Source organism: Mycobacterium sp. NGS41 (assembly GCF_059812725.1).
This window is the reverse complement of the sequence record NZ_JCALDF010000001.1, coordinates 56,728-80,706: the sequence shown is the minus strand read 5'-3', so window position 1 is coordinate 80,706 and position 23,979 is coordinate 56,728. Positions and strand designations below refer to the sequence as shown.

Sequence of the window (23,979 nt, the reverse complement as noted above, 5' to 3'; positions counted from 1 at the left end):
GTACACAGGTGCTTCAAATCGCGCGGCGCTGCGTGTCGCGCGGCAGGACCGGCTCGCCGTTATCGCGCCAGACTCCAGTCTTCGAGTCCCTCGTATAGCGGAAATTCCCTGGCCAACCGGGTCGCCCGCTGCCGCAGCCCGGCCAAATCGGCACTGTTGCCCGCGGCAAGGGCGGTCGCGATGATGTCAGCGACCTCGGTGAACTCGGCGTCGCCGAAGCCGCGAGTGGCCAGCGCCGGCGTCCCCACCCGCAGGCCCGAGGTCACCATCGGCGGCCTGGGGTCGTTGGGGACGGCGTTGCGGTTGACGGTGATGCCGACCTCGTGCAGCAGGTCTTCGGCGGCCTGGCCGTCGAGCGGGGAATTGCGCAGGTCCACCAGCACCAGATGGACGTCTGTGCCGCCGCTGACCACCGACACGCCGGCCTTGGCGACGTCGTCGGCCAGTAACCGGTCGGCGAGGATGCGGGCGCCGGACAGGGTGCGCTGCTGCCGCTCCGCGAACTCGGGCGTCGCGGCGATCTTCAGCGCGACCGCCTTGCCCGCGATGACGTGCATCAGCGGTCCGCCCTGCTGGCCGGGAAACACCGCGGAATTGACGGCCTTGGCGTACTCCTGCTTGCCCAGGATCATCCCCGAACGGCCGCCGCCGAGGGTCTTGTGGATGGTGGTCGACACCACGTCGGAGTCCGGCACCGGCGACGGATGCAAACCCGCGGCGACCAGGCCCGCGAAATGCGCCATGTCGACCCACAGCTTGGCGTCGACCTCGTCGGCGATCGACCGGAACGCGGCGAAGTCGAGAATCCGCGGGTAGGCCGACCAGCCGGCGATGATCACCTTCGGGCGGAACTCGAGCGCCTGCGCCCGTACCGCATCCATGTCGATCAGGTGCGTGGTCGGATCGACGCCATAGAAGCCGTTTTCGTAAAGCTTGCCCGAGAAGTTCAGCCGCATGCCGTGGGTCAGGTGTCCGCCGTTCGCCAGGTCGAGGCCCAGCAGCCGCTCCCCCGGCGACATCAGCGCAGCCAGCACGGCCGCGTTGGCCTGGGCACCCGAATGTGGCTGCACGTTGGCGAAATCCGCGCCGAACAACGCCTTGGCCCGGTCCCGGGCGATGTTTTCGACCACGTCGACGTATTCGCAACCGCCGTAGTAGCGCCGGCCGGGCAGACCCTCGGCGTACTTGTTGGTCAGCACGCTGCCCTGGGCCTGCAGCACAGCAAGCGGCACGAAGTTCTCCGAGGCGATCATCTCGAGGGTGTCGCGTTGCCTGCCGAGCTCTTTGCCCAGCAACTCGGCGATATCCGGGTCAACCTCGGCGAGCGGGGCGGACATCACCGAGGCTTCTCGAAGGGCAGCAGTGTGGGCGTCAGGCGCGGCAGTCACGAGGGCCAGTCTATCCAGCATGCCGTCGCGGCTTAGTGCCGAGCAGACGCAAAAGGCCCTTGATTGGCGCCGAATCAGGGGCCTTTGCGTCTGCTCGCGCGACCCCTGCAACACTGAGACCTATGCCGCGGCTTAGCGAGCCGAGCCCCTACGTGGAGTTCGACCGAAAGCAGTGGCGTGCGCTTCGCATGTCGACGCCACTGGCGCTGACCGAAGAGGAACTGATCGGCCTGCGCGGCTTGGGGGAGCAGATCGACCTGCTCGAGGTCGAAGAGGTCTATCTGCCGCTGGCCCGGTTGATCCACCTGCAGGTCGCCGCGCGGCAGCGGCTGTTCGCGGCCACCGCGGAGTTCCTCGGCGAGCCGCAGCAAAACCCGGACCGGCCGGTGCCGTTCATCATCGGCGTGGCCGGCAGCGTGGCGGTCGGCAAGTCGACCACCGCCCGTGTGCTGCAGGCGCTGCTGGCTCGCTGGGATCACCACCCACGCGTGGACCTGGTGACCACCGACGGCTTTCTCTACCCCAACGCCGAGCTGGACCGGCGAAACCTCATGCATCGCAAAGGTTTTCCGGAGAGCTACCACCGCCGGGCACTGCTGCGTTTCGTGACCTCGGTGAAATCCGGGTCCGACTACGCGTGCGCACCGGTGTATTCACATCTGAAATACGACATCATCCCCGGCGCCAAACACGTGGTCCGCCATCCCGACATCCTGATCCTGGAAGGCCTCAACGTATTGCAGACCGGCCCGACGCTGATGGTGTCGGACCTGTTCGACTTCTCGCTCTACGTGGACGCCCGGATTGAAGACATCGAGCAGTGGTACGTCTCGCGATTCCTGGCCATGCGCGGCACGGCGTTCGCCGACCCCGAATCACACTTCCACCACTACGCCGCCCTGTCCGACCCGCAGGCTGTCGTCGCCGCACGCGAGATCTGGCGGTCGATCAACCGGCCCAATCTGGTCGAGAACATCCTGCCGACTCGTCCCCGCGCCACGCTGGTGCTACGCAAGGACGCCGATCACTCCATCAATCGGCTGCGGCTGCGCAAGCTTTAGTGGCGATCGCAAAAGGCCGGCGCGGGGAGCACGCCGCGGGGGGTAGCGGCGGCGCCCCGCACCGGCGGGGAAGGGAAGCTACGCGCTGAGTCGGCGCACTCCCAGGTACTGCAGACCGGCGAAGATCGCCGTGTAGACACCGCTGGCCAGCGTCGCGGCGACGCCGAAGGCCGTCATCGGCACCAGCCCTGCGGCCACGATCGCGGCCAGCGTGTACACGATGTTGGCCGCGACGACGCCGATCCCGGCGCGACGCAGGTTGGGCAACGCCGCCAAGCTGAACACCGCGAGGCCGTAGAGCACGAAGAAAGCGCCCATGCTGTATTCCTGGATGGACGTCAGGCCGGTCAGCGACGACAACGGGTCAGCGACGAAGGCGGCGGCCAGACCCATCAGTCCCGTCAGCGTGGCGTCGGCGCGCATCGCGAACCGCAGCAGCGAGTCGGTCGAGTCGTAGAGGGGCCGGGTGGTCATTACAGCGGTCATGTGGTTTCTCCTTCAGGCTCCACGAGGGGACGGGTCGAACATGTTTGAGCGTGCCTTCGGAGCACTGCCATATCGACTCGTGGTACTGCCAACTACTGCCACGAGTAGAAAGACCAGGGAGTTCCGCCGGCTATTCCCACCGCCGGTGTAAAGATTTCGGAGCCGGCTCGCGCGGCTTAGTCGCTGGGTACCGTGACGCGCCCGCGCAGATCGGAGGCGATGAGCCGCGCCGCGGCGTTCTGCCAGTTGTGCAGCGACCGCTGCGGCACCTCGGTGACCAACCACTGCCAGGCTTGCCGGGCGGTGGGATCCAACCCGGCGGCGGTGGCGTTCTGTGCATAGGCGCGCACTCCGACGACATAGGGGAAATACAGCGAGTTGTAGTAGCGCCACTCCTCGCTGGTGCCGAAATCGCCGCCGTCGCGCGGCTTGAGCCGCCCAATGCCGTCGGCGAGGACGGCTTTGAGCTCGTTGGCCCGCTCCAGCGGGTGATCGGCTGCGCCGCGGGCGGCCAGTCGCTCGTCGATCACCGGCAACGCGGTCAGCGGGCTGGCGACCAGCTTGGTCAGGTCGGCGTAGTGGCCCAGCGCCCGGCGGGTGAGCCTGACGAAGGTGTCGTCGTCGACGTCGCTGAGCGGATCGGCGGAGCGCAGCGGCAACGCCGCGCCGGTGTGCCGCAGCGCGGCCCGGTCGGCGCGCAGCGCGGGCGACTTGGAGAACGCCAGCCGGTCCAGGATCCCGGCTAGTGGATCGGCCAGCACCTGCACCGTGATCGCGATCGCCAGGCTGGTGAACAGCAGCACGGTCAGCGCGGCCCGCGCAGCGGGCTCGTGATGCGTCGCCGCCAAGCCGATCAGCGCCTGACCGCCGAACAGCGCCGCCACCGCCGAACAGCCGGCGAACGAGCGCAGCATGTCGGCCCGTAGCGCCTGGCCCTCGTCGAAGGCATCCCAACGGGCTACCGCCATGCCGAGCACCAGCACGTCCACCCCCGTCGACGCCAGGGCCAACCAGCTGGGCAGCAGTCCCAGCGGAATGATCAGGATGGCGTTGGCCAGCGCGAAGAACAGCGTCGCGACAACCACTATGCCGGCGACCGGCTGCGCGGTCCGGCGCACCGCGGCGACCATCGCACCCAGGGTGGACGTCGAGATCACCGCGAACATCATCAGGTGGCCCGGCCGCAGCGGACCCTCGACGCTGCCCGCCATTATCGCCCCGAAAAGGGTCAGCGCGCCCACGCCTGCGACGAGCAATAACTCCCTGGTGCGCGCCCGCCAGCTATCGCACGGGCGGGACAGTTCGACGAGCACCGCAAACCACGCCACGCTGGGCACAGCCGCCAGGTAGATCTCGATCTGGCTGAGCAATTGAGCGTGCATAACACTGGCGGTGCGCACCGCGTCCAACGCCACTACCAGCGCGAAACCACACAGCCCGACTGCCGCTAACACGAGCACCGGCTTGCGCGGATCGCGGGCCAGCAGATACAACCCGAGCCACCCGCTCAGCGTGAACACCACCGCCGACAGCGCAGCCATGCATCCAGTTTGGCACGGGGTTCAATGGGTGCCGACCCGCGTGCGACTACTTGCCGTACCTCCGATGCCGCTGGCTGTAGTCACGCAGCGCGCGCAGGAAATCGACGCGGCGGAATGCGGGCCAGTGCGCCTCGGTGAACCACATCTCCGAGTACGCGCTCTGCCACAGCAGGAACCCCGACAGGCGTTGCTCCCCGGATGTGCGGATCACCAGGTCCGGGTCGGGTTGGCCAGAGGTGTAGAGGTTTTCCGAGATCGCCTCGGCGGTCACCGCGTCGACGAGCTCCTCGACGGTCGCTCCGTTGGCAATTTCCTTGTTCAACAACGCGCGCACCGCGCCGACGATCTCCTGACGGCCGCCGTAGCCCACCGCCACGTTGACGTGGAACGCCGCGGTGCCGGGCGTGGACTCCACCGCCCCCCGCAGCCGCCGGGCAGGTTCCTCGCCGAGCAGCTCGAGATCGCCAACGGTGCGCACACTCCAGCGGTTGGCCGGCGCGCAGATCTCCTCGACGACGTCGGTGATGATCTCGATGAGCGCGGCCAGCTCGTCGGGGTCGCGCTGCAGGTTTTCAGTGGACAACAGGTACACGGTGGTCATCTCGATGCCGGCTTCCTGGCACCACCGCAGCATCTCGGCGATCTTGGCGGCGCCCATCCGGTAGCCGTAGCTGACGTCGTCGTAGCCCGCGCTGCGCGCCCATCGCCGGTTCCCGTCACACAGCACCGCGATGTGGCGGGGCAGCTCGGGTTTCGAGGCGGCCAGGCCCTGCTTCAGCCGCAGCTCGTAGATGCGATACAACGGCTCCTTGAGCCGCGGCGGGATGATCTCCACGAGGATCCAGACTACTGTGACGGGCAACGATTTCCGGCAGAAAGGACCCGGCCAGGTGAGCGCGGTCACCAATGCGGAGCCCGAATCTCAGGCCCCTCCTCCGGACTCCACTTCGGGCACCGTCGCCGAGCAACTGGTCGAGGGCGTAGCCCGGGTACTGACCAAGCCACGCTTCCGGGGCTGGATCCACGTGTATGCCGCCGGCATCGCGGTTTTCGCGGGCGCGTCGCTGGTCGCGGTGTCGTGGGCGGTGGCATCCACCCGCGCCGGGCTGGCGACGCTTGGCTACACCGCGGCCACGGTGCTGATGTTCAGCGTCAGCGCCACCTATCACCGCGTCAAGTGGAAGACCGATAAAACCCGAAAATGGATGAAGCGGCTGGACCACTCGATGATCTTCGTGTTCATCGCCGGCAGCTACACGCCGTTCGCCCTACTGGCCATGCCTCCGAATCAGGGGCACCTGGTGTTGTGGATCGTGTGGGGCGGCGCACTGGCCGGGATCCTGCTGAAGATGTGCTGGCCGTCGGCGCCGCGCTGGGTGGGCGTCCCGTTGTATCTGCTGCTGGGGTGGGTTGCGGTGTGGTTCACCGCGACGATCCTGCACAACGCCGGAGTGGCCGCCATGGTGCTGCTGTTCGTCGGCGGCGCCTTGTACAGCATCGGCGGCATTCTCTACGCGCTGCGCTGGCCCGACCCGTGGCCGACGACGTTCGGCTACCACGAGTTCTTCCACGCCTGCACCGCGGTGGCGGCGATCTGCCACTACATCGCGATGTGGTTCGTGGTGTTCTAAGCTCGCAGCGCTGCGGCCAGCTCGGATGCGCCGATGACCGGCAGGTCGCACGTCCGTCCCCGGCATACGTAGGCGGCGTCGGCGCCGGCCACCCGGTCCCGGCCGATCAACAGCGCCGACGAGTCCACCTCGCCCCCGACGACGATGGCCCCGCCGGGCGCCAGCCGGCGCGCGTCGGCCAGCAGCGACGAGACGGACGGGTCGCAGGCCACCGCGATCTGCAGCGGTCCGCGCACGGCGGCCTCGGCGACGGCCAGCCAATGTCCGGCCGAGCGCGGCGCCCGCGCCAGCAGGACCGAACTCGTGCCCAGGGCGTCGGTCGCGGCCTGCAGATACCGCTCGGCGCGTTCGCCGTCGACGAGATGGGCGGCGGTCAATAAGGCCTCGGTGATCGACGACGCGCCCGACGGCGTTGCGCCGTCCAGCGGGTCGGCGGGCCGGAGCACAAGCTCCTCGGCATCGTCGGCGGTGTCGAACCAGCGGCCGGGCCGCTCCGGGTCGGCGAAATGCTGCAGCGCGATGTCCAACAGGTGGGTGGCCGCCGTCAGCCATGCCTCGTCGGCGCTCAGCTGGTATAGCGCCAACAACCCGGTGGCGAGCATCGCATGGTCCTCGAGGATTCCGGCGCTGTCGCCGACCACGCCGCCCAGGCTGGCCCGCCGCAGCCGGCCGTCGACGATGTGCAGATCCAGCAGCTTGGTCGCACACCGCTGCGCGGCCTGCGCCAACTCGGGCTCCGCTAGTGCGACGCTGGCCTCGGCCAACGCGGTGATCGCCAGCCCGTTCCACGCAGTGACAACCTTGTCGTCGCGTCCGGGCTGGACCCGGGTGAGGCGTGCGGCCCGCAGTTCCGTGCGGATTCGTTCGGCGCGCTGCGGGTCCTCCGGATCGACCGGCAGCTGCAGCACCGAGGCCCCGTGTTCGAAGGTGCCGGACTGGGTGACCGCGAAAAGCTCTGCCGCCCAATGTCCGTCGTCGTCGCCCAGTACCTCGGCGAGCTGGTCAGGCGTCCACACATAGGTCGAGCCCTCACGTCCGTCGGCGTCGGCGTCCAGCGACGAGATGAACATGTCGTTCGCGGCCAGCTCGTCGAGCAGAAATCGTGCGGTCTGCGCAGTGACCCTGCGCGCCAAGGGGTTTCCGGTGCGCCGCGCCCAGTGCGCATACGCGCGCAACAGTAATGCGTTGTCGTACAGCATCTTTTCGAAATGCGGCACCACCCAGGCGTTGTCGACGCTGTACCGGGCAAAGCCGCCGGCCAGTTGGTCGTATATGCCCCCGCGTGCCATTGCGTTGCCGGTTCTCGAGACGGCCTCCAGCGCCGCCCGCGACCCGGTGCGCTCATAGTTGCGCAGCAGCGCCTCCAGCAGCGCCGACGGCGGAAACTTGGGCGCTCCGCCGAATCCGCCGTGCACCGTGTCCTGATCGCGCAGCACCGCCGCGACGGCATGGCCACAAAGATCCGGGCCCACGTCCGGCCCAGCGGACGGCACACCACCAGCCATCGAGCGCAGCTCGCCGGCGATATGGTCGGAGGCTTCCTCAACCTCGCCGCGGCGCTGCCGCCAGGTCTCGGATACTGCCGAAAGCAATTGCAGGAAACCTGCTTTGGGATAGTAGGTGCCGCAGAAGAAGGGCCGGCCGTCGGGCGTGAGGAAACACGTCATCGGCCAGCCGCCCTGGCCGGTGAGCGCGACGGTGGCGTTCATATAGACCGCGTCGATGTCCGGCCGTTCCTCGCGGTCGACCTTGATGCAGACGAACCCCGCGTTCATGACGGCAGCAACGTCGTCGTCCTCGAATGATTCGTGAGCCATCACATGACACCAATGGCACGCCGCATAACCGATGGACAACAGGATCGGCACGTCGCGCTCGGCCGCCTCGGCCAGTGCTTGCGGGGTCCACTGCTGCCAGTGCACCGGGTTGTCGGCGTGCTGCCGCAGATACGGGCTGGTGGCCAGTCCGAGGGTATTGGTCTGCGACGCGTCAGCCGGGCTCATCGCCGGACCCCGGGCGGGGATCGTGCTCGACCTCGCCGACAGTGTCGGTGCCCTCGTCAGCGGCCTGGTCGAGTTCGGGGTTATCGCGGTCGAACGACTTGGGAACCTTCTTCAGTTGCCGGTTCATCGATCGCAGCAGGAACAACGTCGCGATCACCAGCAGCACGATGACCAGCAGCCCGAACGGGCTGGCCTTGCCGAAGTCGGGCCCGGTGTTGCGAGGCGGCCCCTCAGCGAGCACCTGGGTGCTCATCACGAGTAACAGTTGATTCACCCGTCTGGCTCGATTCCGGCGAACAGGTCGGTCTCGGGCGTCACGACCGGTACCCGCGAGCGAGCCAACTCGTATTCCTCGGTCGGCCATAGCCGCTGTTGCCAAGCGATGGGAGCCGCGAAAAATTCGGCATTCGGGTCGATCTGGGTGGCGTGCGCCCGCAATGCGTCGTCCCGGCGGCTGAAATACGCCGAGCACTCGACACGCGTCGTCACCCGGTCGGCGAACACGTCATGGCCGGGATCCCACAGCTCCAGCCATTTCTTGAACGGGCCTTCCTTGCCGTGCCTGACGAATTCGTCCTGCAGCACTTGCATCCGTTGCCGCAGGAAGCCGTGGATGTAGTAGAGCTTGGACACCGTCCACGGCTCACCCGCGTCCTGGAAGCGGCAGTAGTCGCCGGCTGCCTCGTAGGCGGCCACCGACACCTGGTGGCAACGGATGTGGTCCGGATGCGGGTAACCGCCGTTCTCGTCGTAGGTGAGCATCACGTGTGGCCGGAACTCGCGCACCACCCGCACCAGCGCCGCGGTCGACGCCTCCAGCGGGACCAGCGCGAAGCAATCCTGCGGCAGCGGCGGCGGAAGATCGCCTTTGGGCAGGCCAGAGTCGATGAAACCCAGCCAGGTGTGCTCCACGCCGAGAATTTCGGCCGCTTTGGCCATCTCGTCGCGCCGGATCTCGGCGATGTGTCCGTGCACGTCGGGCAGGTCCATCGCCGGGTTGAGGATTTCGCCGCGTTCGCCTCCGGTCAACGTCACCACCAGCACGCGGTGGCCGTCTTCGGCATAGCGGGCAAGGGTGGCGGCGCCCTTACTGGACTCGTCGTCGGGGTGGGCGTGCACCGCCATCAACCGCAGTTCGCTCACGTGCCCCCTTGTCGGTCCGGCTCGTAGCCCCGTAAAGCCTCTAGCGCCTATAGCTGACCCTATAATTTCAAATTCCGATGACTGCATCCTGTTCGCCCGCCCCCGGCGTGGACCCGCCGTCGCGTCCCGAGGCCCGCTATGGGCGTACGCGGCTTTCCGGCAAGTCCCGTCGCCGCATCGTCATCGCGCTTACGTTGCTGGTGTTAGCGGCCGGCACCGTCATCGCCATCATCGGCTACCACCGGCTCGGCACCAGCGCCGTCTCGGGCTCGCTGGCCGGCTATCAGGTGATCGACGACGAGACCGCCTCGGTGACGATCAGCGTGACACGCGCGGACCCGTCGCGACCGGTGGACTGCATCGTGCGGGTCCGGGCTAAAGACGGCAGTGAAACCGGCCGGCGCGAGGTGCTCGTCTCGCCGTCCACCCAGGGCACGGTGCAGGTGACAACGACGCTGAAATCCAGCAAGCCGCCGGTGATGGCAGACATCTACGGCTGCGGCACGAACGTACCCGGCTACCTGCGCTCGGCCTGACCGCCGGCTCGTTGGAGACCGCGAACGACGAACTGCGCCGATACGGTCATCGGCTCTTTGCGCGGTGGTAACATAGCCGGATGCACGGTTCCGGCTGGGGCCGTGTATTGCTGCATTAGTGGCCGTAAGCAGAACGGGGCGGCAGCACGCGGGGTGGGGACCCGGGTACTCTCCGGCAGTCCGGATCGAAAGCTTGCGCGGATACGCCGAGACCGAGAATACGAGGAGCGCGACGAGATGACGGATACTCAGGTGACCTGGTTGACCCAGGAGTCACATGACCGACTCAAGGCCGAGCTCGATCAGTTGATTGCGAATCGTCCGATCATCGCCGCGGAAATCAACGACCGCCGCGAGGAGGGCGACCTGCGGGAGAACGGCGGGTATCACGCCGCTCGCGAGGAGCAGGGCCAGCAGGAGGCCCGCATCCGCCAGCTGCAGGATCTGCTAAACAACGCCAAGGTCGGCGAAGCGCCCAAGCAGTCGGGCGTCGCGCTGCCGGGTTCGGTGGTGAAGGTCTACTACAACGGCGACGAGTCGGACAGCGAGACCTTCCTGATCGCCACCCGCCAGGAGGGCGTCAACGACGGCAAACTCGAAGTGTTCTCGCCGAACTCACCGCTCGGTGGCGCGTTGATCGACGCCAAGGTGGGCGAGACGCGCAGCTACACCGTGCCCAGCGGCAACACCGTCGAAGTCACGCTGGTCAGCGCGGAGCCGTACCACTCCTAGGGCCTTCTAGCCGAGCGCCTGCTCGAGGTCGGCCAGCAGGTCGGCGACGTCCTCGATACCGACCGAAAGCCGCACCAAATCGTCGGGTACTTCCAATTGCGAACCCGCCGTCGACGCGTGCGTCATGGCGCTGGGGTGTTCGATCAGCGACTCCACCCCGCCCAGCGACTCCGCAAGGATGAACACCCGCGTGCGCGCACACAGATCCTCAGCGGCTTGGCGCCCGGCCCGCATCCGCACCGAAACCATGCCGCCAAAGCCGCCCATCTGCCGCGCCGCGATCTCATGCCCCGGATGAGTGGCAAGACCCGGATACAGCACCTTGCTCACCGACGGATGTCCGGCCAGGAATTCCGCTACGGCAAGGGCGTTTTCACTATGCCGCTGCATCCGCAGCACCAGAGTCTTCAGCCCGCGCATCGTCAGGTAGGCGTCAAACGGGCCCGGCACCGCGCCCGCCCCGTTCTGCAGGAAGGCGAAAGCGGCGTCCAGCTCTTCGTCGTTGGTGACTAACGCGCCGCCCACCACATCGGAGTGGCCACCGATGTATTTGGTGGTCGAGTGCAGCACCACGTCGGCACCCAGTGTCAACGGCTGCTGTAGCGCGGGCGAGGCAAACGTGTTGTCCACCAAAACTTTTACGGAGCGTTCAGCACTCAGCTCGGCGATGCGCTTGATATCGGCAATGGACAACAAGGGATTGGTCGGCGTTTCCACCCAAATCAGCCGAGTTCGTGGCGTGAGCGCGGCTGCCACGGCGTCCAGATCGGCCAGCGCCACCGCGGTGTACTCGATGCCCCACTGGGTAAACACCTTGTCGATCAACCGAAATGTGCCGCCATAGGCGTCGTCCGGGATGACCACGTGATCCCCGGGCCGCAGCATTGCCCGCAGCGCACAGTCGGTCGCCGCCATCCCCGAACCGAAGGCCCGCCCGTAAGCACCGTCTTCGACCACGGCCAGCGCGGCCTCCAATGCGGCCCGGGTGGGGTTGCCGGTGCGGGCGTACTCGAAGCCGCCGCGCAGACCACCGACACCGTCCTGGGCGAACGTGCTGCTGGCGTAGATCGGGGTGTTCACCGCCCCGGTCGAAGGGTCGGGGCGGTAGCCGGCATGGATGGCTTTGGTGGCCAGTCCGTTGAAGGCGTTGGTGTTTTCGGTCATCGAGGCTGTCAGATCGGCAGACAAACCGTCGTCATGATCTTGTCCGCCAGCGTCTGACGCTTGGCGTCCCACAACGGCCACAGGAAACCGACGTAGCAGATAGCGGCGTCGACGGTGTGCGCCAGCAGTCGTAACACGGAGCTGCCGAAACCAAGCGGCTCGCCGGTGACCTCGCTGACCACCTTGAACTTCATCATCGACTTGCCGATGCTCGACCCGGTGGTGCCCTGGCGGTACCCGTTATTCCAGATCACGTAGGCCAAACCCACCAGCGCAAACAAGAAGAATCCCAACGGGCCGAGTACCGACGGTTCCGGGCAGCGCTGGGTGTAGCTGTATCCGGCGACTTCTTCGCTGCACGGGCCCGGTGCGGTGGCCACGAAGATCGCCCAACCGATCCCGAGCGCGACGGCGTACGGCGCGTAGTCGATAAGTGCGGCCAGCGCGCGGGTCGCCCACGGCGTGTAGTTCTCCGTCGGCTGGGCACGCACCACGGGACCGGGCGGGGGCGGCGCAACCGCTCCGGAGGACGGGGGCGGCGGCGGGTAGGACATGCCGTCGGGCAGCGGGGGTGGTGGCGGCGGCTGGTTGGAATCGCCGGGCGGCGGTTGTTCGGTCATGGGCAACCTTCCACTCCGAAGTGGCTGAACTAGGCCGCATTACAGTACCTGAGCGCCATGACGCGGCTGAGACCTCGACCTGGGCCGCTAGCGTCGGCGCGGCCCGTCGGACAGGAAACCCAACAAGTCGTACCGGGTGATGACACCGACCGGTTTGCCTTGCTCCACCACCATCAACGCGTCGAAGTCACGCAACGCTTTACCGGCCACGCTGATCAACTCGCCGGCACCGATCATCCGCAGTGGCGGACTCATATGCTCGGAAACCGCGTCGGCCAGGTTGGCCCGACCCTCGAAAACGGCGGATAGCAGCTCGCGTTCGGAGACGCTGCCGGCGACCTCGCCGGCCATCACCGGCGGTTCGGCGCCGACGACGGGCATCTGCGACACCCCGTACTCGCGCAGAATGCCGATGGCGTCGCGCACCGTCTCCGACGGATGGGTGTGCACCAGGGCCGGCAGCTCGCCGGACTTCCGGCGCAGCACGTCGCCGACGGTGAACTCGTCGGTCGACCCGTCGAGGCGGCTGCGCAGGAATCCGTAGGACGACATCCACGCGTCGTTGAAGATTTTCGACATGTAGCCGCGCCCGCCGTCGGGCAGCAGGACGACGACCAGCGAGTCCGGCCCCGCCTCCATGGCGACTTTCACCGCCGCCACCACGGCCATCCCGCAGGACCCGCCGACCAGCATGGCTTCTTCACGCGCCAACCGCCTGGTCATATTGAACGAGTCGGAGTCGGACACCGCGATGATCTGGTCGGGCACGGTCGGGTCATACGCCGCCGGCCAGAAGTCCTCACCAACCCCCTCGACCAGATACGGCCGCCCGGCGCCGCCCGAATACACCGACCCCTCGGGGTCGGCCCCGACGATGCGCACCGCACCGCCGGACACCTCTTTGAGGTAGCGGCCCGCACCGGTGATGGTTCCGCCGGTGCCGATGCCTGCGACGAAATGCGTGACCTTGCCGTCGGTGTCGGCCCAAACTTCCGGACCGGTGGTCTCGTAATGGCTGGCCGGCCCCTCGGGGTTGGCGTACTGGTCGGGTTTCCAGGCGCCGTCGATCTCCGTGACCAACCGGTCGGACACGCTGTAGTAGCTGTCCGGGTCGTCGGGTGGCACCGCCGTCGGGCAAACGACCACCTCGGCGCCGTAGGCGAGCAGCACATTGCGCTTGTCCTCGCTGACCTTGTCCGGGCAGACGAAGATGCACTTGTAGCCGCGGTGCTGGGCGACCAGCGCCAGCCCGACGCCGGTGTTGCCGGACGTGGGCTCGACGATGGTGCCGCCCGGCTTCAGCTGCCCGCTGGCCTCGGCGGCGTCGATCATTTTGGCTGCGATCCGGTCTTTGGAACTGCCTCCGGGATTGAGGTATTCGACCTTTGCCACCACAGCGCCGGCACCGGACGGGACGACGGAGTTCAGGCGAACCAGAGGCGTGCCCCCGATGAGGTCACTGATGTGCTGCGCAATCCGCATGCGTCCATCGTCTCAGGCGGTTTCGGGCCGCGAACACCCACTCCACCGGCTCGGCAGGGCCGGTCCGTCGGATCGCTAGCCGGTGGCCTCGCGGATGTACTCCCCGATCTGGCGCAGCGAACGGATCGCCTCGGGCACCAGCGGCGCGGCCAGTTGGAAGTCGTGAACCTGGCCAGGCCAGACCCTTACCTCGGCCGGCACCCCGACCGCCGCCAGCCTGCTGGCAGCCAACTGCGCGTCGTGCAGCAAGACCTCGGATCCGGAGACGTGGATCAGCGTCCGCGGCAGGCCGGGTTTGATGTGCTCCAAGGGCTCGTAGATCTCTTCTGGTTTGCCGTCCACGATGTGCTTGGCGGCGGCGCTAGCAACCAACTCGATGAGAGCGTCGAAGGCCTTCGCCGGGAACATCGCGTCGCACTTTATGTTGGGATGCGCTTGCTTGCATTCCTTTGCTAGCTGTAGCAGCGGCGAGATGGCCACGAGCCCGGCCGGCTCCTCGCATTCTTCCTGCAGACGCTGCGCGAGGGCCAGCGCGAGATAGCCGCCGGCGGAATCTCCGGCCAGCACAATTTGCTCCGGCTCGTAGCCGCGATGCCGCAGCCAGTCGTAGCCGTCGTAGCAGTCGTCGAGGGCCATTCCGATCGAATGCTTGGGCAGTAGGCGATAGTTGACGATCAGGACTGGCGCGTCAGCAAACTTCGACAGTGCTTCGACGAGCCTGCCGTGTGAGTTTGCCCCGCACGTCAGGAACGCGCCGCCGTGCAGGTAGAGGACCACCCGCCGAGTGCCGTCGGCGGGCAGCACCCCGGGCGCCCGCACCAGCTGAGCTGACGCGTTAGGCAAGGTCACCTCCGCCCGTACGGTCGCGGAAGTCGGAAGCAGCACCTTGGCGGTCATGTCGACGAGACCCCACGGCCAGGGCAGGTTAGGAACATAGCTGCCTACAGCCAGAACCGGCCGGATTGTCAGCCACGACGCCAGCGTGGCTAATCGCGCGGCGATGCTGGGCCCGGATTCCAGTACCTCGACGGGCGCGCCGTCGCTGATAGCGAATCTGCGGGTTTCTGCCCTACGAGCCCGCAGTACGTCACGCGGTCGAATGGCGTGACGGGGCGAGCCGGATACCTTATTAGGTGCGGTCATGCTCAACACTTCCTACGCCGTTGTAGTCCGATACAGCATGTGACGAAGTGGCTTGGTGTCTGGTTCAACTGCTTATCCCCAGGCTTGCAGCCAACCCCGCAAACTTAGCTTGACAGCCCTTTCTAGGTAGAACATGTGAAGAAGCTAATTCGATACCACATTTGATCCACAACGTGATCGCGAAGTTTTTCAGTGACTCACGCAAACTTCGCAGACGACCTAAACTTGATGCCGTGACCATACGGGTGCCGCGTCGCTCGACGATCGCTCTGGCCACAGCAGGTGCGCTTGCCTCGACAGGTACGGCCTACTTGGGGGCGCGCAATCTACTGGTTGGCCAGGCGACGCAGGCGCGCACCGTTATTCCCAAGTCTTGGGACGTCCCACCGCGCGCCGACGGCGTGTACACCCGAGGCGGCGGGCCCGTACAACGGTGGCAGCGCGGCATGACCGTCGACGTCCACCTGATGATGTTCGGTGACTCAACGGCCGCCGGGTACGGCTGCGCCGGCGGCGACGAGGTACCCGGCGTGCTGATCGCCCGCGGACTGGCCGAACGCACCGGCAAGCGGGTCCGGTTGAGCACCAAAGCCATCGTCGGCGCCACCTCGAAAGGTGTTCTGGGCCAGGTGGATGCGATGTTCGTGGCCGGACCACCGCCGGATGTGGCGATCATGATGCTCGGCGCCAACGACATCACCGGCCTCAACGGCATCAGCCAGTCAGCCGGGCGCCTGGGCATCGCGGTGCGCAAACTGCGCGCCCGCGGCGCGGTGGTGATCGTCGGCACCTGCCCGGACCTGGGCGTCATCACCGCCATCCCCCAGCCGCTGCGCTCAGTGGCGCACACCCGTGGCCTGCACCTCGCCCGCGCCCAGGCCGCCGCGGTCAAGGCGGCCGGCGGCGTGCCGGTTCCGCTGGGTCAGATCATGACACCCCATTTCCGGGCCACGCCGGAGCTGATGTTCTCCCGCGACGGCTACCACCCCGCCGCGCCCGCGTATGCGCTGGCGGCCGAACAGCTGCTGCTCGCACTCTGCGATGCGCTGGGCGAAAACATCGACAGGCCAACGCTTCAAGTGCCGTCGCGGCCCAGCACGCCGGTGCTCGGTCGTACCCACACGCGGCTCAGCGTCATGTCGCGCCTGTGGCAGCGCTCGTCGCCGGCCGCCTCATCGGCCGGCGTTGCCCCGTCGTCGTGCCAGCCGGTGGGCAGCGACTAGGCTGGCTGGGTCTTATTCGCGGCGAGCTCGCAGCCCAGATAACAAGGAGCCGTCATGCCGGAAGCCGTCATCGTCTCAACTGCCCGCTCCCCGATCGGTCGCGCCATGAAGGGGTCGCTGGTCAGCATCCGGCCTGACGACTTAGCCGTCCAGATGGTTCGCGCCGCGCTCGACAAGGTGCCCGCGCTGAACCCGCATCAGATCGACGACCTGATCCTCGGGTGCGGCCTGCCCGGCGGTGAGCAAGGCTTCAACATGGCGCGCGTGGTCGCGGTTGCACTTGGCTACGACTTCCTGCCCGGCACGACCGTCAACCGGTACTGCTCGTCGTCGCTGCAGACCACCCGGATGGCCTTCCACGCGATCAAGGCCGGTGAGGGCGACGCGTTCATCTCCGCGGGCGTCGAGACCGTGTCCCGATTCGGCAAGGGCAACTCCGACTCCTGGCCCGACACCAAGAACCCGCTGTTCGACACGGCCCAGGAACGCTCGGGCGCCGCGGCCGCGGGTGCCGACGAATGGCACGACCCGCGCGCCGACGGGAATGTGCCCGACGTGTACATCGCGATGGGCCAGACCGCTGAAAACGTCGCCATCATGACCGGCATCAGCCGCGAAGACCAGGACCATTGGGGTGTGCGCAGCCAGAACCGGGCCGAGGAGGCGATCAAGAGCGGGTTCTTCGAGCGCGAGATCGCCCCGGTCACCCTTCCCGACGGCAGCACCGTCAGCACCGACGATGGGCCACGGCCAGGCACCACCTACGAGAAGATCAGCGAGCTCAAGCCGGTCTTCCGGCCCAACGGCACCGTGACCGCGGGCAATGCCTGCCCACTCAACGACGGCGCTGCCGCGTTGGTGATCACCAGCGACACCAAGGCCAAGGAGCTTGGCCTGACTCCGCTGGCCCGCATCGTGTCCACCGGGGTCAGCGGCCTCTCGCCGGAGATCATGGGCCTGGGGCCGATCGAGGCGTCCAAACAGGCCCTGCAACGAGCCGGCATGTCGATCGGCGACATCGACTTGTTCGAGATCAACGAGGCCTTTGCGGTGCAGGTGCTGGGCTCGGCGCGCGAGTTGGGCATCGACGAGGACAAGCTGAACGTGTCGGGTGGAGCGATCGCGCTGGGCCACCCGTTCGGCATGACCGGCGCGCGCATCGCCACCACGCTGCTGAACAACCTGACGACCCACGACAAGACGTTCGGCCTGGAAACCATGTGTGTGGGCGGCGGCCAGGGTATGGCGATGGTGCTCGAGCGGCTGTCCTAATTTTTGGCGTTGACCCTGCGTGCGCGGCTTCGACCGGGTGGACAAAAACGCTTGCGACATCGTGAACATGCCCCGGGGCGGCTTCGACGCCTCGTGGCTGGACCGGCGGCTGCAGACCAATCGGCTGGAATATCTGGACCGCGACGATGTCGCTGATTTGAAGCACAAGGTCATGTGCTCGCTCGACCGCGCCGGGCGGCGACGATGGTTTGGTACCCACGAGAAGTTCGCCCGGATGGCACTCGATCAGGTGGCCGATAAAACCTCTCCGAAGATCCTCGAACTCGGGGCTGGCCTCGGCGGGCTATCGCGCAAGCTGCTGGAGAACCACCCCACTGCTCAAGTGACGGTCACCGATATCGACCCTACGTTTGTGGCCACCCTCGCCGCCGACGAGCTCGGCCGTCACCAACGCGCGACCGTGCGGGAAATGGACGCCACCGCAATCGAAGCACCGGACGGCCATTACGACCTCGCAGTGTTTGCGTTGTCATTGCATCATCTGTCGCCTGAGCTCGTCGCCCGAGCGTTCGCCGAAGGGACCAGGGCAGCGAATAAGTTGTTGATCATCGACCTTCGCAGGCCGCGGTCACCCCGCCACTTGATGTTGTTGGCGTTTCTGCTGCCGCTCACTCGGCTGATCCCGCTGGCGCACGATGGGTTCATCAGCACGCTGCGCGCCTATAGCCCGTCGGCGCTGCGTGCGATCGCCCACCATGCCGACCCGGCGATCACCGTCGAGTTCCGGACTCGACGGTTCGGCCCGATGGTTGCGGTTGCCAGTCGCGCCCGGCAATCGCCGTAGCGAGCAGACGCAAATGCCCCCGACTGTGTCGGGGGCATTTGCGTCTCGGCGAGCCGAGCCTAGTCGCTCTGGAAGTAACTCAGCAGGCGCAGGATCTCGAGGTACAGCCAGACCAAGGTGACGGTCAGGCCTAGCGCGATACCCCACGCAGCCTTCTCCGGCGCTCCGGCGCGGATCATCTGGTCGGCCGCATCGAAGTCGATCAGGAAGCTGAACGCCGCGATGCCGATGCACAACAGCGAGAAAACAATGGCGATCGGTCCGCCGTCCCGCAGTGGACCGGCAGCATGGGTGAACATGCCCATGATCAGGTTGCCGATCATCAGCACCAGCACACCGATCATGCCGGCGAACAGCATTCGGGTGAACTTCGGCGTAACGCGGATCGCGCCGGTCTTGTAGACGACGAGCATGCCGGCGAACACTCCGATAGTGCCGAGGACTGCCTCCGCGATCAGGCCGCCCGCGTTGGCATGGCTGTGTTGGCCGCCGACGGTGAAGTTGGCCATCAGGAATGAGACCGTACCGAGGAACATGCCCTCCAGCGCGGCATAGGACAGCACTATGGCCGGGTTGTCCTGCTTACGGCCGAAGGTCGCGACGAGCACCAAGATCAGCCCGCCGATCATGCCGACCATGGCCAGCGGCATCGCCAGGGCGAGGTTGGTCGCCGCGATGAAGTACGACACGACGGCGACCGCCGACAAGACGGCCAGCGTGATACCGGTCTTGGTGACGACGTCGTCAATGGTCATCGGCCGGGAGGTCTTGGCCTCCTGGTAGGGGGCGTAGCCATCCATGGGCGTGGCCTGATACGCCTGCATCTGGGCCGGGCCAGTGCCGAACTGCGCGTATCCGCCCCGCTGCTTGGGCAGCGAACGAAATACCGGGTTACTTGTCTCCCGCACCGTCGGATCCTCTCTTGTGGCTGTGGCTCGAGCCGTGCGAACACATGCTCAACGATCAGTGATCCTTCCCGGGTTCCCAGCGGAGCTGCTGATTTCTGGGCGAATCCGGGTTCGGATCAAATCGTCCGGACCAAGATAAACCTTAGCCCCGCGAATACCCCGCAGCGAGTCACGATCTAGATTGCTGGTCAAACCGGTGAGAGGGGACCAGCGCGTGACTGAGGCCGTGACGGGTGAATCCGACGAGGTCCTGACCAGGGTCGACAATGGCATCGGCTTTGTGACGCTCAATCGCCCCAAGGCGATCAACTCGCTGAACCAGACGATGGTCGAGCTGCTGAGCACGGTGCTCATCCGGTGGGAACGCGACGACGAGGTGCGCGCGGTGGTGCTCTCCGGAGCCGGCGAGCGCGGACTATGCGCCGGTGGCGACGTCGTCGCGGTCTACCACAGCGCCCGCAAGGACGGAGTCGAGGCGCGACGCTTCTGGCGCGACGAGTATCTGCTCAACGCCCAGATCGGCCGGTTTGCCAAGCCGTATGTGTCGGTTATGGACGGCATCGTGATGGGTGGCGGCGTCGGCGTCGGGGCGCACGGCAACACCCGAGTGGTCACCGACACCTCCAAGGTCGCGATGCCCGAAGTCGGCATCGGTTTCATCCCCGACGTCGGTGGGGCGTACTTGCTGTCCCGGGCGCCCGGCGGGCTGGGTCTGCACGCCGCGCTGACCGGCGCGCCGTTCTCCGGCCCCGACGCCATCGCAATGGGGTTCGCCGACCACTACGTCCCGCACAGCGAGATCGACGCGTTCACCCGCGCGATCGCCGTCGACGGCGTCGCGGGCGCACTGGCCGCTCATGCCGTCGAGCCGCCACCGAGTGAGCTCGCGGCACAACGCAGTTGGATCGACGAGTGCTATTCGGGTGACACCGTCTCGGATATCGTCGCCGCGCTGCGGGGACATGACGCCGGACCGGCTAACGACGCCGCGAACATGATCGCCACCCGCTCCCCCATCTCGCTATCGGTGACGTTGGAAGCGGTACGTCGCGCCGCCAAACTGGAAACGCTGGAAGATGTTCTCACACAGGACTATCGGGTTTCGTCCGCGTCGGTGCGCTCACACGATTTGGTGGAGGGCATCCGCGCGCAACTGATCGACAAAGATCGCAACCCGAAATGGTCGCCGGCGACCTTGGCCGAGGTCACCGTAAATGGCGTCGCCGAGTACTTCGCCCCGGTCGACGACGACTTGAGTTTCGAGGGAAGGTGAGACATGGGCTACGAAACCATCCTGGTCGAGCGTGATCAGCGGGTTGGCATCATCACGTTGAACCGGCCGCAGGCACTGAACGCGCTCAACAGCCAGGTGATGGACGAAGTAACTAGCGCCGCAACGGAACTGGACAACGATCCGGACATCGGGGCGATCATCATCACCGGTTCGGCGAAGGCTTTCGCGGCCGGCGCCGACATCAAGGAAATGTCCGGCCTGAGCTTCGCCGACGCGTTCGGTGCCGACTTCTTCGCCCAGTGGGGCAAACTGGCCGCCGTCCGCACTCCGACGATTGCCGCGGTGGCCGGACACGCGCTCGGCGGCGGCTGTGAGCTGGCGATGATGTGCGACCTGCTGATCGCTGCCGACACAGCGAAATTCGGCCAGCCGGAAATCAAACTTGGTGTGCTGCCTGGCATGGGCGGCTCGCAGCGACTGACCCGGGCCATCGGCAAAGCCAAAGCCATGGATCTCATTCTGACCGGGCGCACCATCGACGCCGCCGAAGCCGAACGCAGCGGCCTGGTTTCGCGGGTGGTACCGGCCGACGACTTGCTGGCCGAGGCCAAGGCCGTCGCCACCACCATCTCGCAGATGTCCCGCTCGGCCACCCGAATGGCCAAAGAGGCCGTCAACCGGGCGTTCGAATCCACGCTGTCCGAAGGACTTCTCTACGAGCGCAGGCTGTTTCACTCGACCTTCGCCACCGATGACCAGTCCGAGGGCATGGCGGCATTCATCGAAAAGCGCCCCCCGCACTTCATCCATCGATGAGCGAGAGTACTGCTCCGGCGACCGCCGAAGAACCGGCCGAAGAACCGGCCTCGGAACCGACCCAAGTACCGGCCGAAGCTGTACCCAGCCCCAAAAAACCTGAGTCACAACGGGTTCGCAAGCCCTGGTGGATTCGTCATTACACGTTCACCGGCACCGCGGTGGGGCTGATTTTCATCTGGTTCTCCCTGACGCCGTCGCTGCTGCCGCGCGGTCCGTTGTTTCAGGGAGTGGTCAGCGGCTGCTCCGGCGCCATCGGCTACGGCCTGGGGGTCTTCCTCGTCTGGCTGGTCCGCTTTATGCGCTCAAAAGGTTCCAGCCCGCCGGCGCCGAGGTGGGCATGGCTGCCGCTCATCGGGATCGGCGCCGTCGGCCAGGTCGCAATGGCGATCTGGTTCCATGTCTGGCAAGACAACGTGCGCGACCTGATGGGCGTCCAGCACCTGCACTGGTATGACTATCCGCTGTCCGGGGTCTTGTCGCTGGTCGTGCTGTTCACGCTGGTCGAAGTCGGCCAGTTTGTTCGTTGGCTGGTCAGTTTTCTGGTGGGGAAGGTCGACCGGATCGCACCGTTCCGCCTCTCGGCAACCATCGTGGTCGTCCTGCTCGTGACGCTGACCATCACAGTGCTCAACGGTGTGGTGCTCAAGTACGCGATGCGCAAGATGAACACCACGTTCGCTCAGGTCAACGACGAAACGAATCCCGATACCGTGGCACCGAAAACTCAACTGCGCTCAGGTGGTCCGGGATCGAAGGTGTCGTGGAAGTCGCTGGGGCATCAGGGCCGGATTTTCGTCGCGTCGGGCCCCACCGTCGAACAACTCACCGCGTTCAACGGAGTCTCTGCCATCCCGCCGATCCGGGCGTACGCCGGGCTGGACTCCGCGGCCGAGCCCGGCATCACGGCCACCGCGGAGCTCGCCGCGAAGGAGCTGGAGCGCACCGGCGGATTGCAGCGCGCCGTCGTCGCCGTCGCCACCACCACCGGGACGGGCTGGATCAACGCGGCCGAAGCCGACGCGCTGGAGTACATGTACAACGGCAACACCGCGATCGTGAGCATGCAGTACTCGTACCTGCCCAGCTGGCTGTCGTTTCTGGTGGACAAGGAGAATGCCCGCCACGCCGGGCAGGCGCTGTTCGAAGCCGTCGACAGACTGGTCCGGCAGATGCCCGAAGCGCAACGCCCCAAGCTGGTGGTGTTCGGCGAGAGCCTGGGATCCTTCGGCGGTGAGGCTCCGTTCATGAGCCTCAACAATGTCCTCGCCCGCACCGACGGCGCACTGTTCAGCGGACCGACATTCAACAACACCATCTGGAACGACCTGACTTCCACCCGCGATGCCGGCTCCCCGCAGTGGCTGCCCATCTACCACGACGGCGGCAACGTCCGGTTCGTCGCTCGGCCAAGCAATTTGCAGCGCCCGAACGCAGATTGGGGCCAGCCCCGGGTGGTGTATTTGCAGCATGCGTCCGACCCCATCGCCTGGTGGACGCCGGACCTGTTGTTCGCCAAACCGGACTGGTTGCGGGAAAAGCGGGGCTACGACGTGCTGCCCGAGACGCAGTGGATTCCGGTGGTGACGTTCCTGCAAGTCACGGCCGACATGGCGGTGGCCGTCGATGTGCCGGACGGCCACGGGCACAAGTACATCGCCGACGTCGCCGACGCCTGGGCCGCGGTGCTGTCGCCACCCGGCTGGGCGCAGGACAAGACCGAACGGCTAAGGCCGCTGCTGCATCCCAGCGCCGACGGCGGCTAGCTGGTCCAGCACCCCGGAACGCGCCAGCGCGTGGTAGCCCCCGATGACGTCGGTGGCGCGGTACAGGCCCAGGTCCAGCAGCGCCGCGGCGGCCAGGCTGGAGGTGTAGCCCTCCGAGCACAGGATCACCCATTCGACGTCGTCGCCGACGGCCTCAGGCAGCCGGGCGTCGCTGGTCGGGTCGCACCGCCATTCCAGGACGTTGCGCTCGATCACCAGGGCCCCGGGCACCTCGCCCTCGCGGACTCGCTGGGCCTGCGGCCGGATGTCGACGAGCACGGCGCCACGCCGCAGCGCGTCGGGCACCTCGGCGGCGGTGACGCGGCGGTACCGGCGGCGGGCAGCGGCCAGCACCCGGTCGATCCGGCTCATCAGGGCCCTTCCGGTTGGTCGGTCAATACCGTGCGCTGACGGCGCAGCGTGTCCTGTTCGGTGACCTCGTAGTAGGACATCGCGGTCAGCGGCGGCGAGTAGGCGTGCACGCTCAGCGTCGGCTGCACGGCCGCGACGGGCCGGGGCGCCCACACCACGTCGTGCACCCAGCCCAGCGGGAACCCGGCCTGATCGCCGGCATCCAGGCGGCGACGCCGCAGCCGTCGGCCGTCCCAGCGAAATTCGTTGAGCGACCCGGACAGCACGGTCAGCGCGCCGAGCGACCCGCCGTGGTCGTGCAGCTCAGTCGAGTGGCCCGGAACCCAGCTGATCAGCCAGATGTCGAGTTCGTCGTCCCCGCGGATGCGGGTGAACCAGCGCTCGTCCACCGGCACGCCACCCGCTGGCAGCAGGTGGTCGCAGCGTCCGCTCAGCACGTCGTCGGCCGCCTGGTCGGTGGCGTTCAGCAGGTCGGGCACGCGCAGCCGGGTAGGTCCCGACGACGGGACCGAGGTGGTCAGTGCGTGCAGCGGAACTGGCGTAGCAAGGGGTAAAGACATCGGAGCTCCAGGGTGGACGGATCGGGCAAGCGGCGGCGCGTCAGGGCCGACAACACTCGCAAAATCCGAACTGCTCCATCACGCCCGACAGTG

24 protein-coding genes are annotated in these 23,979 nt (G+C 66.8%); 10 read left to right on the top strand and 14 right to left on the bottom strand.

The annotated features are described in order from the left end of the window. Window positions 1-59: 59 nt before the first annotated feature. The gene (glyA, locus tag AC5Y21_RS00385) at window positions 60-1,337 is read right to left on the bottom strand and encodes a serine hydroxymethyltransferase (RefSeq protein WP_499908905.1); all 1,278 of its coding nucleotides are present in this window, start codon (window positions 1,335-1,337) and stop codon (window positions 60-62) included. A gap of 173 nt (window positions 1,338-1,510) precedes the next feature. Here glyA and coaA point away from each other — a divergent pair, with 173 nt between their 5' ends. Next, on the top strand, window positions 1,511-2,449 hold the full coding sequence (gene coaA, locus AC5Y21_RS00380; RefSeq protein ID WP_499908298.1) for a type I pantothenate kinase: 939 nt from the start codon (window positions 1,511-1,513) through the stop codon (window positions 2,447-2,449). A gap of 78 nt (window positions 2,450-2,527) precedes the next feature. On the opposite strand, the gene AC5Y21_RS00375 is transcribed toward coaA, so the two are convergent. The 3 genes from AC5Y21_RS00375 to AC5Y21_RS00365 all read right to left on the bottom strand — a co-directional run bounded on the left by AC5Y21_RS00375 (window position 2,528) and on the right by AC5Y21_RS00365 (window position 5,311). Continuing rightward, window positions 2,528-2,935, bottom strand: a complete 408-nt coding sequence (locus AC5Y21_RS00375; RefSeq protein WP_499908296.1) for a hypothetical protein — start codon at window positions 2,933-2,935, stop codon at window positions 2,528-2,530. A gap of 176 nt (window positions 2,936-3,111) precedes the next feature. Then, window positions 3,112-4,476 (bottom strand): hypothetical protein, encoded by a 1,365-nt coding sequence (locus AC5Y21_RS00370; protein ID WP_499908294.1) that lies wholly within the window; start codon window positions 4,474-4,476, stop codon window positions 3,112-3,114. Between the two features lie 46 nt (window positions 4,477-4,522). Then, complete coding sequence (locus tag AC5Y21_RS00365) at window positions 4,523-5,311, bottom strand: (2Z,6E)-farnesyl diphosphate synthase (RefSeq protein WP_499908292.1); 789 nt, start codon at window positions 5,309-5,311, stop codon at window positions 4,523-4,525. A gap of 16 nt (window positions 5,312-5,327) precedes the next feature. Here AC5Y21_RS00365 and trhA point away from each other — a divergent pair, with 16 nt between their 5' ends. Beyond that, on the top strand, window positions 5,328-6,107 hold the full coding sequence (trhA, locus tag AC5Y21_RS00360; protein ID WP_499908291.1) for a PAQR family membrane homeostasis protein TrhA: 780 nt from the start codon (window positions 5,328-5,330) through the stop codon (window positions 6,105-6,107). Here trhA and AC5Y21_RS00355 read toward each other — a convergent pair. Genes AC5Y21_RS00355 through mca form a run of 3 tightly spaced genes read right to left on the bottom strand, consistent with a single transcriptional unit; the run spans window position 6,104 to window position 9,253 of the window. Next, a complete protein-coding gene (locus AC5Y21_RS00355) occupies window positions 6,104-8,110 on the bottom strand; it encodes a thioredoxin domain-containing protein (protein ID WP_499908289.1) in 2,007 nt (668 codons plus the stop codon). The genes trhA and AC5Y21_RS00355 overlap by 4 nt on opposite strands. Beyond that, window positions 8,097-8,384 (bottom strand): hypothetical protein, encoded by a 288-nt coding sequence (locus tag AC5Y21_RS00350; protein WP_499908287.1) that lies wholly within the window; start codon window positions 8,382-8,384, stop codon window positions 8,097-8,099. The genes AC5Y21_RS00355 and AC5Y21_RS00350 overlap by 14 nt, the downstream gene beginning before the upstream one ends. Further along, window positions 8,381-9,253, bottom strand: a complete 873-nt coding sequence (mca, locus tag AC5Y21_RS00345) for a mycothiol conjugate amidase Mca (protein ID WP_499908285.1) — start codon at window positions 9,251-9,253, stop codon at window positions 8,381-8,383. Before mca ends, AC5Y21_RS00350 begins: the two co-directional genes overlap by 4 nt. Before the next feature lie 77 nt (window positions 9,254-9,330). On the opposite strand from mca, the gene AC5Y21_RS00340 reads away from it, so the two are divergent. Beyond that, window positions 9,331-9,789, top strand: coding sequence for a DUF4307 domain-containing protein (locus tag AC5Y21_RS00340; RefSeq protein WP_499908284.1), 459 nt, complete (start codon window positions 9,331-9,333; stop codon window positions 9,787-9,789). A gap of 237 nt (window positions 9,790-10,026) precedes the next feature. Continuing rightward, complete coding sequence (greA, locus tag AC5Y21_RS00335; protein WP_499908282.1) at window positions 10,027-10,521, top strand: transcription elongation factor GreA; 495 nt, start codon at window positions 10,027-10,029, stop codon at window positions 10,519-10,521. Window positions 10,522-10,527: 6 nt separating this feature from the next. Here the strand turns inward: greA and AC5Y21_RS00330 are convergent, their stop codons facing one another. The 4 genes from AC5Y21_RS00330 to AC5Y21_RS00315 all read right to left on the bottom strand — a co-directional run bounded on the left by AC5Y21_RS00330 (window position 10,528) and on the right by AC5Y21_RS00315 (window position 14,930). Next, window positions 10,528-11,685, bottom strand: coding sequence for a cystathionine gamma-synthase (locus AC5Y21_RS00330; protein ID WP_499908280.1), 1,158 nt, complete (start codon window positions 11,683-11,685; stop codon window positions 10,528-10,530). 8 nt (window positions 11,686-11,693) lie between these two features. Next, a complete protein-coding gene (locus AC5Y21_RS00325; protein ID WP_499908278.1) occupies window positions 11,694-12,305 on the bottom strand; it encodes an RDD family protein in 612 nt (203 codons plus the stop codon). 87 nt (window positions 12,306-12,392) lie between these two features. Further along, entirely contained in the window at window positions 12,393-13,787 is a 1,395-nt protein-coding gene (locus tag AC5Y21_RS00320) for a cystathionine beta-synthase (RefSeq protein ID WP_499908277.1), read from the bottom strand. A 75-nt stretch (window positions 13,788-13,862) separates the two neighbouring features. Beyond that, on the bottom strand, window positions 13,863-14,930 hold the full coding sequence (locus tag AC5Y21_RS00315) for an alpha/beta hydrolase (protein WP_499908276.1): 1,068 nt from the start codon (window positions 14,928-14,930) through the stop codon (window positions 13,863-13,865). A 245-nt stretch (window positions 14,931-15,175) separates the two neighbouring features. Here AC5Y21_RS00315 and AC5Y21_RS00310 point away from each other — a divergent pair, with 245 nt between their 5' ends. From AC5Y21_RS00310 to AC5Y21_RS00300, 3 genes are all read left to right on the top strand, one after another. After that, window positions 15,176-16,153 (top strand): SGNH/GDSL hydrolase family protein, encoded by a 978-nt coding sequence (locus AC5Y21_RS00310; protein ID WP_499908903.1) that lies wholly within the window; start codon window positions 15,176-15,178, stop codon window positions 16,151-16,153. 54 nt (window positions 16,154-16,207) lie between these two features. Beyond that, entirely contained in the window at window positions 16,208-17,425 is a 1,218-nt protein-coding gene (locus AC5Y21_RS00305; RefSeq protein ID WP_499908274.1) for an acetyl-CoA C-acetyltransferase, read from the top strand. 67 nt (window positions 17,426-17,492) lie between these two features. Beyond that, entirely contained in the window at window positions 17,493-18,230 is a 738-nt protein-coding gene (locus AC5Y21_RS00300; protein ID WP_499908901.1) for a class I SAM-dependent methyltransferase, read from the top strand. Between the two features lie 59 nt (window positions 18,231-18,289). Here AC5Y21_RS00300 and AC5Y21_RS00295 read toward each other — a convergent pair whose 3' ends face one another. After that, window positions 18,290-19,138 carry a Bax inhibitor-1/YccA family protein gene (locus tag AC5Y21_RS00295; protein WP_499908273.1) on the bottom strand — a complete coding sequence of 283 codons (849 nt, stop codon included), beginning with the start codon at window positions 19,136-19,138 and terminating at the stop codon, window positions 18,290-18,292. 226 nt (window positions 19,139-19,364) lie between these two features. Here AC5Y21_RS00295 and AC5Y21_RS00290 point away from each other — a divergent pair, with 226 nt between their 5' ends. From AC5Y21_RS00290 to AC5Y21_RS00280, 3 genes are read left to right on the top strand one after another with little or no spacing between them, the layout of a single operon-like run. Beyond that, window positions 19,365-20,411: an enoyl-CoA hydratase/isomerase family protein gene (locus tag AC5Y21_RS00290; RefSeq protein WP_499908899.1), complete on the top strand. Its 1,047-nt coding sequence runs from the start codon at window positions 19,365-19,367 to the stop codon at window positions 20,409-20,411. Window positions 20,412-20,414: 3 nt separating this feature from the next. After that, window positions 20,415-21,188, top strand: coding sequence for an enoyl-CoA hydratase (locus tag AC5Y21_RS00285; RefSeq protein WP_499908271.1), 774 nt, complete (start codon window positions 20,415-20,417; stop codon window positions 21,186-21,188). After that, on the top strand, window positions 21,185-22,954 hold the full coding sequence (locus AC5Y21_RS00280) for an alpha/beta hydrolase (protein ID WP_499908270.1): 1,770 nt from the start codon (window positions 21,185-21,187) through the stop codon (window positions 22,952-22,954). The genes AC5Y21_RS00285 and AC5Y21_RS00280 overlap by 4 nt, the downstream gene beginning before the upstream one ends. Here the strand turns inward: AC5Y21_RS00280 and AC5Y21_RS00275 are convergent. Both AC5Y21_RS00275 and AC5Y21_RS00270 read right to left on the bottom strand, forming a co-directional pair. Then, entirely contained in the window at window positions 22,916-23,326 is a 411-nt protein-coding gene (locus AC5Y21_RS00275) for a rhodanese-like domain-containing protein (protein WP_499908268.1), read from the bottom strand. The two genes, AC5Y21_RS00280 and AC5Y21_RS00275, sit on opposite strands and share 39 nt — an antisense overlap. After that, complete coding sequence (locus AC5Y21_RS00270) at window positions 23,326-23,886, bottom strand: cysteine dioxygenase (protein WP_499908266.1); 561 nt, start codon at window positions 23,884-23,886, stop codon at window positions 23,326-23,328. The genes AC5Y21_RS00275 and AC5Y21_RS00270 overlap by 1 nt, the downstream gene beginning before the upstream one ends. Window positions 23,887-23,979: the final 93 nt, after the last annotated feature.